Below are 12,994 nucleotides of genomic sequence, written 5' to 3'. Positions count from 1 at the left end.
TTTGATTTATCCGGAATTCGAGGAAAGTAAGCCGATGGCCCGTAAAAAGACCCACGCGTTTGGTGTTTCGATAACCGTTCTGCTGGCTTTCCTGTCGAGTGCGGCATTTGCGCAGGAAGCCGCACCGCCCAAGGCAGAGCAGAACCTGCCCTCGATCATCGTCAGCGAGGTTGAATCCAGGGCGATCGTCGATCGGGTTGTGGCGACCGGTGCGGTGAAGGCGGTTGAAGAGACCTATGTCTCCCCGCTGGTCGATGGGCTTTCCATCCGCGCCTTGAATGCCGATGTCGGTGACCGCGTGGAAGCCGAGAGCACGCTTGCCACTCTCAACCCGGACATGCTGGTGTTGCAGAAAAGCCAGTATGCTGCCAGCCTTGCCAAGGCGAACGCAGCACTGGCCCAATACGAGGCACAACTTGCCGAAGCGCAGGCCAATGCGGAAGAAGCCGTGCGCGTCAGCGAGCGGTCGAAGAAGCTTGCCGAAGCCGGATCGATGTCGACGGCCCAAAGGGATCAGGAACTGGCCGCTGCGACGGCAGCACTCGCACGGGTTCGTTCAGCCGAACAACTGGTCTCGGTTGCCAAGGCCGAGATCAAGGTCGTCGAGGCCCAGATTTCCGATATCGATTTGCGGCTTGTCCGCACCGACGTGAAGACGCCGGTCACGGGCGTGGTGTCGGCACGGACCGCCAAGGTCGGGGCGATCGCCAACGGAAGCGGAGAACCGCTGTTCACCATCATTCGCGACGGCGCCGTTGAGATGAAGGCCGACATCATTGAAACCGACCTGCCGAAACTCGCGATCGGCCAGAGGGCCAAGGTGATGCTGGCCGACGGGAAAACAGAAATCGACGGCAAGATCCGCCTGATATCGCCGGTCATCGATACGCAGACCCGCCTCGGCAACGTCTATATCAGCCTGCTCGAACCTGAAAAGGCACGCGTCGGCATGTATGCGCGGGCACAGATCATTGTCACCGAGAAACAGGCCCTGGTCCTTCCGCTGTCGGCGGTAACGAAGACAAAGGACGGCATGGTTGCTCGAAAGGTCGAGAACGATGTAGCCCGGGTAACCCCGATCGAGACGGGGATCGAAGATGACGGATTTATTGAGGTCCGCACTGGCCTGAAGCAGGGAGACCGGGTGATCACCAAGGCAGGCGCATTCGTCCGCGACGGTGATCGCATCAAGCCAGTGCTCGCAGCAACCGCAGCCGTATCGAACTGATCGAGGTCATAGCGATGAACTTTTCCGCCTGGTCGATCCGAAACCCCATCGCACCGATCCTCGGTTTTGCGCTTCTCATGTACCTCGGACTGCAATCTTTTTTTGCATTGCCGATCACAAAGTTTCCGAACATCGACGTTCCCGTTGTTGCCATCACGGTAACCCAGAACGGGGCGTCGCCTTCGGAACTCGAAATGCAGGTGACAAAGGAGGTCGAGGATGCGGTTGCCTCGATCGCCGGCGTCGACGAAATCCAGTCGACTGTCACCGACGGCCAATCGGTGACGAGCGTCGTCTTCCGCATCGAAAAGCCGACTGAGGAAGCCGTCCAGGATACCAAGGACGCCATCGACCGCATCCGCAGCGACCTTCCCGCCGATGTCGAAGAACCGGTCGTGACCAAGATCGATGTCGAAGGCCAGGCGATCCAGACCTTTTCCGTGACGTCGCCGGACATGACGCTGGAGGAACTGTCCTGGTTCGTTGACGACACGATCAAACGCGCGCTGCAGGGCCAGCTCGGCGTCGGGCGTATCGATCGCTACGGCGGCTCGGACCGGGAAATCAAGGTCGAACTCGACCCCAGCAAGCTGGATTCCTTCGGCATCACCGCGCCCGATGTGAACAACCAGCTGCGCAGCACCAACGTCGATCTCGGCTCGGGCCGCGGACAGGTCGGCGGCAACGAGCAGACCATCCGCACGCTTGGCGACGCCCGCAATGTCGCTCAGCTGGCCAATACCACGATTGCCCTGCCCAATGGACGGTTCGTGAAACTGTCCGACCTCGGCACGGTCACCGATACCTACGAGGAGCAGAGATCCTTCTCGCGCTTCAACGGTGATGCGTCGGTTACATTTGCCGTCTTCCGCTCCAAGGGAGCAAGCGAGGTCTCGGTTGCCGAAACGGTGGCCAAAAGCCTCGACGCGGTTCGTGCCGCCCATCCCCAGGTCAACATCGCGATGGTCGATGATGCCGTCTACTTTACCTACGGCAACTATGAGGCTGCCCTGCACACGCTGCTGGAGGGCTCGATCCTTGCCGTTATCGTCGTGCTTCTGTTCCTCAGAAACTGGCGCGCAACATTCATTGCCGCCGTTGCCCTGCCCCTGTCGGCGATCCCGACATTCTGGATCATGGACCTGATGGGCTTCTCGCTCAATCTCGTCAGTTTTCTCGCCTTGACGCTGGCAACCGGTATCCTCGTCGACGACGCGATCGTCGAGATCGAAAACATCGCCCGACACATTCGGATGGGCAAAACGCCGTACCGGGCGTCGCTCGATGCTGCCGACGAAATCGGGCTTGCGGTTATCGCCACGAGCTTCACGATCATTGCCGTCTTCGTGCCGGTATCCTTCATGCCCGGCGTCGCCGGTCAGTATTTCATCCAGTTCGGCCTGACGGTCGCGTTTTCGGTGTTCTTCTCGCTGATGGTGGCGCGTCTGATAACCCCGTTGATGGCAGCCTATCTGATGCGGCCGGAAGATGGTGTCGACGACCACCATGACAACGACAGCCGTATGATGAAGGCCTATACGTGGCTGGTGAGCGCCACGACGGCGCGCTGGTATATGCGTTATGCGACCATGCTGGCCGCGATTGCCTTCCTGGTCGGCTCGCTCTACCTGATGGCGCAGGTGCCCGGCAGCTTCATGCCGCCCGACGATTCCTCGCGTGTCGTCCTTTCCGTCGAGCTGCCGCCGAATGCCACGCTTGCCGAAACCGATGCGACAACGACACGCATTTATGATGCCGTGCGCGACGTCGACGGTGTCGAGAGCGTGTTCATTCTCGGCGGCGCATCGCCGAAGGGCGACCTCGAATTGCGCCGCGCAACGGTGCGCATCATCCTCGGCAAGATCGATCATTCCTTGCTGAAAACCCTCGTCAACAAGGGCCTCGGCGGTCTTCCGGTCATCGGTCAGTATATGCCCAAGATGCAAATGGATGGCCGAACCCGTCCGCAATGGGATGTCGAGAAGGACATCTTCGCCAAGCTGCGCGGCATCCCGGATGTGCGCATCACCAAGCTGAACGACCGTGGCGAACGTGAACTGACCTTCAACTTCCTGTCGTCGAACGAAGATGACCTGAATGAAGCCGTTGGTGTGCTGGAAGCAAAGCTTCGCGCCTCCCCCATTCTCGCCAATGTGAGCTCCGAGGGCGCCCTGCCCCGGCCCGAGCTCCAGATCTTTCCACGCAAGGATGAAATCGCCCGCCTCGGCATAACGCCTCAGCAGATCTCGCAGACGATCCGCGTGGCTACGACCGGCGATGTCGATTCGGCGCTCACCAAGATCTCGCTCGATGACCGCCTGATACCGATCCGGGTGCAAACCTCGCTCGACGTCCGGCGCGACCTGCAGGCGATCGGCGCTCTCAAGGTGAAAACAGCATCAGGGGCGACCGTACCGATCGATAGCGTGGCCGATATCAGCTATGCGGAAGGGCCGAGTTCCATCCTGCGCAATGCCCGCAATCGCGTGGCGTCGATCGGCTCGGACGTCCCGCAGGGGACAGCGCTCGATACCTCGACTGCCGAGTTCAAGCGCATCGTCGAAGAGACGAAACTGCCGCGGACCGTCCGGCTTGCCGAAAGCGGCGACGCGAAGATCCAGAGCGAAATGATGCAGAGCTTCGGCAATGCCATGCTGCTTGGTCTTTTGATGGTGCTGGTGGTTCTCATCCTGCTCTTCAAGGATGTGATCCAGCCGTTCACGATCCTTCTTTCGCTGCCGCTCGCCATCGGCGGCGTCGCGGTGGCGCTGATCCTGACGCGCAACGCCTTCTCGATGCCGGTGATGATCGGCGTGCTGATGCTCATGGGTATCGTGACCAAGAACGCGATCCTGCTTGTCGATTTCGCAGTCGAGATGAAGCGGCATGGCATGGGGCGGGTCCAGGCCATGATCGAGGCCGGACGGAAACGAGCCCAGCCGATCATTATGACCTCCATTGCCATGTCGGCCGGTATGATCCCATCGGCACTCGGCGTCGGCGAAGGCGGTTCCTTCCGTGCACCCATGGCGATCGCCGTTATCGGCGGAATCATCGTCTCCACCGTCCTGTCTCTTCTCGTGGTGCCGTCGTTCTTCCTGATCATGGACGACGTCTCGCGACTGCTCGGCTGGCTGTTCGGCCGCATGGTCGGCAAGAAGGATGACGAGTTGAAAGTGTTGGAAAACGAGGCCTTGACGGAAATCGTCACCGATCAGGGCAAGACGATCACGACACTACAGGAGCGGCTGGACAAGCTCGAAGCCCCGAAACGCAGCGGCAACGTCATCCACCTCGCCGCGGAGTGACGTAACCCACGCGGAATGACGTAACCCAAACGAAAAGGCCGGCCGCATCGCATGCGGCCGGCCTTTTCGTTGAGGCGACTGATGTCAGAGACCGCCTTCGACGCGCAGGAAATCGACGATCTTGTCGATGCCGTCGCCGCGCTTCATGTCGGAAAACACGAAGGGCCGCTCGGCCCGCATGCGATTGGCATCCCGCTCCATCACCTCGAGATCGGCACCGACATAGGGAGCCAGATCCTTCTTGTTGATCACCAGCAGATCGGAACGGGTGATCCCGGGTCCGCCCTTGCGCGGGATTTCCTCGCCCTGGCAGACCGAGATGACATAGATTGTGATATCGGCAAGATCGGGCGAAAAGGTCGCCGCCAGATTGTCGCCGCCGGATTCGATGAAGACGACGTCGAGATCGGGAATACGGCGGTTGAGATCAGCGATCGCCTGCAGGTTGATCGTCGCATCCTCGCGGATCGCCGTGTGCGGGCAGCCGCCGGTCTCGACGCCAACGATCCGGTCGGAGGGCAGCGCCTGCATGCGCACCAGAGCTTCCGCGTCTTCCTTGGTGTAGATATCGTTGGTGACGACGGCGACCGAATAGGTCTCGCGCATCGCCTTGCAGAGCTTGTCGGTCAGCGCCGTCTTGCCGGAGCCGACCGGGCCGCCGATACCGACGCGGAGCGGGCCGTTCGCAGATTTCATCGAAGTCTTCCTTTCTCGCAATTGATGTCGCAGCCGTCAGGAGCGGAAGAGCCGCGAATACAAGGTCTCGTGACGAAGCGCCGATATGTCGGCGACGATTGTAGCAGAGCCGAGGTCGTCCGGCGTGCTTGAGGATGCGCTTTCCGCCGTCTCGGCGATCGCGGCTTCCAAATCGGCAAGAACGCCTACACCGTGCTTCTGGCCCGTTACCCCGCAGCGGATCGCAACGGAAACCAGGTTCGATGCCGTGGCATGCAGATAGGCCGCCACGGCCGGCTCCAATCCGGTGCCATGCGCCCCGGCGACAGCGCCAACGGCGACCGGATAGGCAACGGCACCGACCAGCGTACCGAGCACCGGATGCGGCCAATGCGAAGCCGCAGCGAGGAAAGCCTCGCCCTGCAGCATCGTTTCCATGTGGCGCTCCCGCGAGCCTGCCAGCGCCTCGGCCAGTTCGCGCACCGCATCAAGCCTGCGGCGATCGTCACAGGCCCGATAGCTCTCCGCCAGAAGCACCGCGTCGTTCCAGCTTGAGCCATGGCGGATCAGCGCTTCCAGCCATCGCCTCAAGGCGGAAGCATCGGTGATCAGCCCATCGTGGACAGCCTGCTCGAGCCCGCCGGAATAGGAGAATGCGCCGACCGGAAAAGCCGGCGACAGCCATGTCACCAGCCTGAGCAGCGCCCGCGTATCTGCCTGCTCAGTCATGGGCGTGCTGATGACCGCCATGTCCGTGGGAGTGTCCATGGGAATGACCGTGATCGTGCCCGCCCGAACCGTGATAGGCGCCGCGCATCGGCTGGAAGGGTTCCGTCACCTCGGAGACCGTCGCCCCCAGGCCCTCGAGCATCACCTTGATGACCGGGTCGCGCAGGATCAGGATCCGGTCTTGGCGGATTTCCGCCGGCAGGTGCCGGTTGCCGAGATGCCAGGCGAGTTCGATCAGGTGCTGCGGATCCCGCGGACGGATGTCGTAGAGCGCCTCCTCGATCGCGGCGATGCGGACATAGTCGCCCGTATCGAGCACCAGAAGGTCGCCATCGGCAAGCATCACCGGCTCCTTCAGGTCGAGCATCACCACGTCGTCATTGTCGAGATGCAGCAATTTGCGGCGCAGATGCCGCTGGTCGTGGGCAAGCGCAATCGTGTGCAGCGGCGTCTTGTCCGTCGGGCCGGGCGACAGGATCTCAGTCGAGCGATAGGGCATTCAGAGAACCTCGACCTTGTCTGAGTGAACAACCCCGATACGGCCATCCGCCACCAGTTCCGCAGTCGCCTTCTGGAAGGCGACGATGTGCGGTTCGGCGAAATGCGCCTCCCATCGCTTGACAAACACCGGAGTGTCCGGATCGCCGGCCGTCTGGTCGAGATCGTAAAAGATGCAGTCCCTGCGCGTCCCCTCGATCAGGGGAGCGGCATTGGAAACAACCTCGGCGCCCGTGCCGGGATTTGTCTTCAGATGGGCGATGACGTCGATCATGTAAACCTCGGAATGCTTTGCGCCACTTTAGCCATAAAAAAATCCGGCGCCAGACCAAAGAGGCCCGGCTCCGGATTCAGATCGTCCGGGGCTTCAAGCTCAGGCTGCCAGTTTTTCCGACTTCAGAGCTTCCAGGATGTTCTGCGGCGAGGAGACGCCATAGGGATCGCTGTCGCAATTGTCCGAATAACCCTCTTCCTCGAACCACTGCTCGACGGCGCCGTCATTGATGATGGCCGCATAGCGCCAGGAGCGCATGCCGAAACCGAGATTGTCCTTGGCGACCAGCATGCCCATCTTGCGGGTGAACTCGCCGGAACCGTCAGGGATCAGCTTGACGTTTTCGAGGTTCTGCGATTTGCCCCAGGCGTTCATGACGAAGGCGTCGTTGACCGAGATGCAGTAGATCGCATCGATGCCTTGGGCCTTGAATTCACCAGCGAGCTTTTCGAAATCGGGAAGCTGATAGGTCGAGCAGGTCGGCGTGAACGCGCCCGGCAGCGAGAAGAGGATGACGCGCTTGCCGGCGAAATAATCCGCGGAGGTCATGTCCTGCCAGCGATAGGGATTGGGGCCGCCGACGGCCTCGTCGCGGATGCGCGTGCGGAAGGTCACGGACGGCACTTTTCTGCCAACGATCATAGCTATCTCCTTGAAAATGAACCTTTCCGCGCAGCAGGCTTCGGGAGGAGCCCGGCGCGGAAGCTGAAGCCGCTTTTTACCGCAAGCCGTGCTGCGATGCAGCATGGGACGGGCAAGAAAGTCGCCTCGCATGGCTGCCATGCGCCAGGCGCATGGTAGAAAGTCCATTCCGTCGCGAAATACCTGCCCTCTTCCCATCGAACAGCCGAAACATCCCCGCGCGGGTTGCCGCCGGGGTTTTTCAAACATGCATTAATCGGACGGGGCACTGGAAACCGTCGCTAGTGAATAAGTATATGTGACGCCTCCCAGCGCCCCGTTTGGCGTTCTCTCGGGAGCTTTCCCCCCTACAGACCCCGACTTCGGACCCTCTGCCTCGCGACGACTTCGTGGCGCAGTCTCCGGTGCCGGCATTCAGCATCGCAGCTCCGGTACGTCACGCGTCCTGCCCCGACATGTGTGCCCCACAGGCACGCCCGCCCCAGAAGGGCGGAGGGGATCCATTTTCCGGGGGCTCTCCTTCCGGTCCGCCTGACGTTCGTGGGCCTCCTTGCCGAAGGCCACGAGGCTTCCCGTGGAGCGCCAGCCCTGCCTCGCCGCCAACGTCTTGCGGTGTATCCGTGACAGGACGCCATGATCATGGCACGGGTTTTTGAGGCGGGGATCAGCGGGGATGAAATGCACGGGGAGGAAGGGTCGTGGCCGTCGGGACACGCCCTGTTGCCTCCTTAATCGAAATCGATCGATGAAGAAGATTATGAAGATATTTCATAGCGTTAAACTATTGGCCGCCCCTCATCCACGGTACAGGCAGCGTCGGAATACCCCCTCTGTCACTTCGTGACATCTCCCCCTCAAGGGGGGAGATCGGGAGCAAGAGGCCAGCCCCATGCCAATCTCCCCCCTTGAGGGGGAGATGCCCGGCAGGGCAGAGGGGGGTTGAGAAGGCTACCGTCGTGTACTGTGGAGGCCGGGCTGCAAATGGCGTTTTTCTGCGCTCCGATGCTCACCTACTATAGGTACGCTCCGCTTCGGTACTCGCAAACCAGCATTTTCGCCCGCGCCCTGACCAAATTCCAAGTCTGTTAGAACAGGAAATACCGCTGTGCCATCGGCAGCACCGTTGCCGGTTCGCAGGTCAGCAGTTCGCCGTCGGCACGAACCTCGTAGGTTTCCGGATCGACCTCGATATGCGGTGTCAGGCTGTTGTGGATCATCGAATGCTTGCCGATGCCATGGCGCGTGTTCTGGACGGCAACGAGTTCCTTGGCGACACCGAGACGGCCTTTGAGCCCCGCATCGAGCGAGGCCTGGGAAACGAAGGTGACGGAGGAATTCGTCCGGTTCTTGCCATAGGCGCCGAACATCAGGCGATAATGCACCGGCTGCGGTGTCGGGATCGAGGCGTTGGGATCGCCCATCGGCGCTCCCGCGATCGAGCCGCCGAGCAGAACCATCTCCGGCTTGACGCCGAAGAAGGCCGGATTCCAGATGACGAGATCGGCGCGCTTGCCGACTTCAATCGAGCCGACCTCGTGGCTGACGCCATGGGCGATTGCCGGGTTGATCGTATATTTGGCGATGTAGCGTTTGACGCGGAAATTGTCGTTCTCGCCGCTCTCCTGCGTGAGCCGGCCGCGCTGGCGCTTCATCTTGTCTGCCGTCTGCCAGGTGCGGATCGCCACTTCGCCGACGCGGCCCATGGCCTGGCTGTCGGACGAGATGATCGAGAAGGCGCCGATATCGTGGAGGATATCTTCGGCAGCGATCGTCTCCTTGCGAATGCGGCTTTCGGCAAAGGCGATATCTTCGGGGATGGAGGGCGACAGATGGTGGCATACCATCAGCATGTCGAGGTGTTCGGCCAGCGTGTTCTTGGTGTAGGGCCTGGTCGGGTTGGTCGAGGACGGTATGACGTTCGGCTGGCCGCAGATCTTGATGATATCAGGCGCGTGGCCACCGCCCGCCCCTTCGGTGTGGAAAGCGTGGATCGTCCGACCTTTGATCGCCGCGATGGTATCTTCCACGAAGCCGCTTTCGTTCAGCGTGTCGGTGTGGATCATCACCTGCACGTCATATTCGTCGGCGACCGACAGGCAGCAGTCGATGGCGGCCGGCGTCGTGCCCCAGTCCTCGTGCAGCTTCAGCGAGCTTGCGCCCGACAGCACCATTTCGACGAGGCCGGCCGGCAGCGACGCGTTGCCCTTGCCGGCGAGCGCAAGGTTCATCGGAAAGGCGTCAAAACTCTCGATCATCCGCTCGATATGCCAGGCGCCGGTGCAGGTCGTGGCAAGCGTCCCATGCGCCGGGCCGGAGCCGCCGCCAAGCATGGTGGTGATGCCGCTCATCAGCGCTTCCTCGATCTGCTGCGGGCAGATGAAGTGGATGTGGCTGTCCATGCCGCCAGCCGTGACGATCTTGCCTTCGCCTGCGATCGCCTCCGTCGAGGGACCGACGATGATGGTGACGCCCGGCTGCGTGTCCGGATTGCCCGCCTTGCCGATCCCGACGATGCGGCCATTCTTCAGGCCGATATCCGCCTTGACGATGCCGGTATGGTCAACGATCAACGCATTGGTGATGACCGTATCGACCGCGCCCGCGGCGCGCGTCACCTGGCTCTGTCCCATGCCGTCACGGATGACCTTGCCGCCGCCGAACTTCACCTCGTCGCCATAGGTGGTGAAATCCTTCTCCACCTCGATGAAAAGCTCCGTATCGGCCAGCCGAACCTTGTCGCCGGTGGTGGGGCCGAACATATTGGCATAGGCCGCGCGCGACATTTTATAGGACATGGGTATCAGGCTCCCTGAGCAAAAGCGGATAGATAATTTTGATCGAGGCGTATGAGACGCCCCCTTGAAATCAACGCGTCGACATACCGACGCTCGGCCGCGAACGGATGCCACTCCCAGCCGGCGTGACCAAAGCCGGCGAGAACGACGCGGTCCCCCGGCTGGCGCCAATGGGCAAGCACTTCGGCAATGACGATCAGGCCGCTGCTCGGCACGACGTATTCGCCGGAGTGGAAATATCCCAACTCGGTATCAACGCTTTCGTGCGTCGACGCCGGGACTGTATGGAAGGCTCGGCCGGTCGCCTTGGCGAAGGCCCGGAAGCCGTCCGTGTAGTCGTCGCAGAGATCGTCGAGCACCGGATGGCGATCCTCAATTTGCGGCCGAAGTTCCCTGAATTTTTCAGCCGCCCGAACGCACCAGATTTCGCGTGCCTGCCGCACCGCTGCATTCGATTTCCACTGACCGCCACCCAGCATCGCCAGGGCCGGACGTCCCGTGTTGCAGACGGCGACGATATCGGTTTTCTCGCCGCCCGCACCGCAGGAGCGGCAATCGTTGACACGGATCACCAGATCGGCCGCATCGATGACGGACGCCGCACCATCCTGTACCGGCCCGTTTCCCACGATCATGATGGTCCGGCTCACCGTCACTTGGCGTCCCTCAGTTTCCAAGGCCTTCGGTCAGGCTCTTCAGTTCCGCGGTGCGCTTCTGCGTCAGGTCGGCAAGACATCCGGAAACCAGCATCGGTTCCATCGATCCACCCCGCGCCTCGAAACCGGCAAGCTCGCACTGGCCGTCGCGATAGCCGATCCAGGCGCGCTGCGCCTTCTTCAGCGCTTCGACGGCACCGACATAGTTCGGGTCGATCTCACCCAGTTGCCTGTCGGTCGCCTGCATCGCCGTCATCGTCGTCTTGTAGACTGCGTTCAGCTCCTTGTCGGCCGCTTCATAGTCCTTGTTGGCGCAAATGTTCAGATCCGACTGGGTCATTGCCTTCTCGCAATCGACTTGGGGCTCGTCCTGCGCCTGCGCAAGCGGCGCAAAGGCCAGTAAGCCCGCCACGATTGCGCTTGCAGCATGGCGCCGGCTCATAGCTTGCCCATGACCTTCTGCTGGAACCCGTAGACTTCGCGCTTGCCGGCAAAGGGAATGAGCGTGACGTTGCGCGTCTGCCCGGGCTCGAAGCGCACTGCCGTTCCCGCCGGAATGTCGAGGCGCTTGCCGTGCGCCAGCGCCCGGTCGAAGGACAGGCCGGCATTGGTTTCGGCGAAATGATAATGGCTGCCGACCTGGATGGGTCGGTCGCCCGTGTTCGAGACCTCGAGCGTGACGGTCTCCAGACCGGCATTCAGCTCGATCTCGCCGCTGGCGGCAATGATTTCACCGGGGATCATGATCTGTCTCTCTCCTGTTCAGGCTGCCTTGATCGGCGCGCAACCGTCCGGCTTCGACACGCGTTCGGTGGATGCCGGGAACTTGCCCAGTTTGGCGGCAGGGCGAACCGGACGCCGCACGAGCTCGCCTGTGCAGTTCGGGCACTGCCCGTCCAGAACCTCGTAGGCGCATTGTGTGCAGAAGGTGCATTCGAAGCTGCAGATCATCGCTTCGCGGCTGCCCGGCGGCAGATCCTTGTCGCAGCATTCGCAGTTGGGTCTCAGTTGCAGCATCGCCTGTTCCTTCAGCGAATGGGTTCGTGGACGGTGACGAGCTTGGTTCCGTCCGGGAAGGTCGCCTCGATCTGGATGTCGTGGATCATCTCGGGGATCCCTTCCATCACCTGCTCGCGCGTGATGACATGGGCGCCGGCCTCCATCAGGTCGGCGACGGAGCGGCCGTCGCGGGCACCTTCGACGACAAAGTCGGTGATCAGTGCGATCGCCTCGGGGTGATTGAGCTTCACGCCGCGCTCCAGGCGCCTGCGGGCAACCATCGCCGCCATCGAAATCAGCAGTTTGTCTTTTTCACGAGGGGTGAGATTCATGCGCGGCCACCAAGATTGCGTGTCAACTACAGGTTCCAGACTTTCGGCACGGAAGCGCCCTTGCGCAAGTGCGAAATGACCGGGATGAGGATTTTTCTTAAGGCAAAACCGTCGGCGGCAACGAGGCGAGCAATCAGCTTGTCCTGTCCGGCAACGTGATAGTGGCTGACCCCGCCATTTGCACCGCCGATCAGCGCCCGCAGCTTCGCCAGCTGCTGCTCGCAGTCCATACCGGTGTAGAAGAGCGTGGCAAAGGCGACCTGCCCGCCAAGCGTGGCGGTCTCCTGCGTCAGCGCGGCGATGTCGCCGTTCAGGCGCAGATTTTCGGCGTGCAGCAGAATTCCCGCCTTGCGGATACGCCAGCAATCCTGAAACAGGCCCGTCCGCATTGCCTCGCCCATGGCCTTGCGGCCCAAAAGGATGGCCTCGACGGCCAGGAACTCGCCACCCTCGGCGATTTCGACGTCGAGACGGCGCGACAGAGAGGCACGGTCGAACAGGATCGTCTCCTGCGGCAGCCAATGCACCGTTGCACCGGCCCCGACCGAGATTTTCGCCCGCACTGCCGCCGTGCCGGCACTCGCCTTGTAGATCTTCTCGCAAGCCTGGGTCGTCAGGGTGAGATGCGTGGCCTCGCCGGCCGAAAATTCCCACTCCATATGGTCGCCGCCGGTCAGCCCGCCGGAACTGTTGATCAGCACCGCTTCCATCGAGGCGTCGAACGTATCGGGTAGCCTGATCTTGGCGCAGCCTTCCTGATAGAATTCGGCGAGCCGCGTGCGCCCGGCAAATGGCTTTGCCGTGAGCCGTCCCTTGCCCCACGCTCGTTGCGGAGCGATCGCCGCCGCTTCTGCCATA

General features: G+C 61.7%; 14 protein-coding genes. 2 read left to right on the top strand and 12 right to left on the bottom strand.

The genetic code is table 11. The annotated features are described in order from the left end of the window. Positions 1-34: 34 nt before the first annotated feature. Positions 35-1,228: an efflux RND transporter periplasmic adaptor subunit gene (locus A3AY_RS0116485; RefSeq protein WP_026203517.1), complete on the top strand. Its 1,194-nt coding sequence runs from the start codon at positions 35-37 to the stop codon at positions 1,226-1,228. Between the two features lie 14 nt (positions 1,229-1,242). Next, positions 1,243-4,536, top strand: a complete 3,294-nt coding sequence (locus A3AY_RS0116480; protein ID WP_018326758.1) for an efflux RND transporter permease subunit — start codon at positions 1,243-1,245, stop codon at positions 4,534-4,536. An 84-nt stretch (positions 4,537-4,620) separates the two neighbouring features. Here the strand turns inward: A3AY_RS0116480 and ureG are convergent, their stop codons facing one another. The 12 genes from ureG to A3AY_RS0116415 form a co-directional block, all read right to left on the bottom strand. Further along, on the bottom strand, positions 4,621-5,232 hold the full coding sequence (ureG, locus tag A3AY_RS0116475; protein ID WP_018326757.1) for an urease accessory protein UreG: 612 nt from the start codon (positions 5,230-5,232) through the stop codon (positions 4,621-4,623). 36 nt (positions 5,233-5,268) lie between these two features. Beyond that, a complete protein-coding gene (locus tag A3AY_RS0116470) occupies positions 5,269-5,940 on the bottom strand; it encodes an urease accessory protein UreF (protein ID WP_026203516.1) in 672 nt (223 codons plus the stop codon). Then, a complete protein-coding gene (gene ureE, locus A3AY_RS0116465) occupies positions 5,933-6,439 on the bottom strand; it encodes an urease accessory protein UreE (RefSeq protein ID WP_018326755.1) in 507 nt (168 codons plus the stop codon). The genes A3AY_RS0116470 and ureE overlap by 8 nt, the downstream gene beginning before the upstream one ends. After that, positions 6,440-6,712 (bottom strand): putative quinol monooxygenase, encoded by a 273-nt coding sequence (locus A3AY_RS0116460; protein ID WP_018326754.1) that lies wholly within the window; start codon positions 6,710-6,712, stop codon positions 6,440-6,442. 99 nt (positions 6,713-6,811) lie between these two features. Continuing rightward, positions 6,812-7,351, bottom strand: a complete 540-nt coding sequence (locus A3AY_RS0116455; protein WP_026203515.1) for a peroxiredoxin — start codon at positions 7,349-7,351, stop codon at positions 6,812-6,814. A 1,088-nt stretch (positions 7,352-8,439) separates the two neighbouring features. Next, on the bottom strand, positions 8,440-10,149 hold the full coding sequence (ureC, locus tag A3AY_RS0116445) for an urease subunit alpha (protein ID WP_018326752.1): 1,710 nt from the start codon (positions 10,147-10,149) through the stop codon (positions 8,440-8,442). Between the two features lie 5 nt (positions 10,150-10,154). Next, positions 10,155-10,805 carry a hypothetical protein gene (locus tag A3AY_RS0116440; RefSeq protein WP_018326751.1) on the bottom strand — a complete coding sequence of 217 codons (651 nt, stop codon included), beginning with the start codon at positions 10,803-10,805 and terminating at the stop codon, positions 10,155-10,157. A gap of 10 nt (positions 10,806-10,815) precedes the next feature. Then, on the bottom strand, positions 10,816-11,247 hold the full coding sequence (locus A3AY_RS0116435) for a lysozyme inhibitor LprI family protein (protein WP_018326750.1): 432 nt from the start codon (positions 11,245-11,247) through the stop codon (positions 10,816-10,818). Further along, positions 11,244-11,549, bottom strand: coding sequence for an urease subunit beta (locus A3AY_RS0116430; protein WP_018326749.1), 306 nt, complete (start codon positions 11,547-11,549; stop codon positions 11,244-11,246). The genes A3AY_RS0116435 and A3AY_RS0116430 overlap by 4 nt, the downstream gene beginning before the upstream one ends. An 18-nt stretch (positions 11,550-11,567) precedes the next feature. After that, positions 11,568-11,822 (bottom strand): DUF1272 domain-containing protein, encoded by a 255-nt coding sequence (locus A3AY_RS0116425; protein WP_018326748.1) that lies wholly within the window; start codon positions 11,820-11,822, stop codon positions 11,568-11,570. Between the two features lie 11 nt (positions 11,823-11,833). After that, on the bottom strand, positions 11,834-12,136 hold the full coding sequence (locus A3AY_RS0116420) for an urease subunit gamma (RefSeq protein ID WP_018326747.1): 303 nt from the start codon (positions 12,134-12,136) through the stop codon (positions 11,834-11,836). A gap of 26 nt (positions 12,137-12,162) precedes the next feature. Beyond that, positions 12,163-12,993, bottom strand: coding sequence for an urease accessory protein UreD (locus A3AY_RS0116415; RefSeq protein WP_018326746.1), 831 nt, complete (start codon positions 12,991-12,993; stop codon positions 12,163-12,165). Position 12,994 lies beyond the last annotated feature (1 nt).

Source organism: Rhizobium giardinii bv. giardinii H152 (genome assembly GCF_000379605.1).
In the GTDB taxonomy this organism is placed as follows: Bacteria; Pseudomonadota; Alphaproteobacteria; order Rhizobiales; family Rhizobiaceae; genus Pararhizobium; species Pararhizobium giardinii.
Note: the sequence above shows the minus strand (reverse complement) of the source record. Positions and strands in the feature narration are given on the sequence as shown.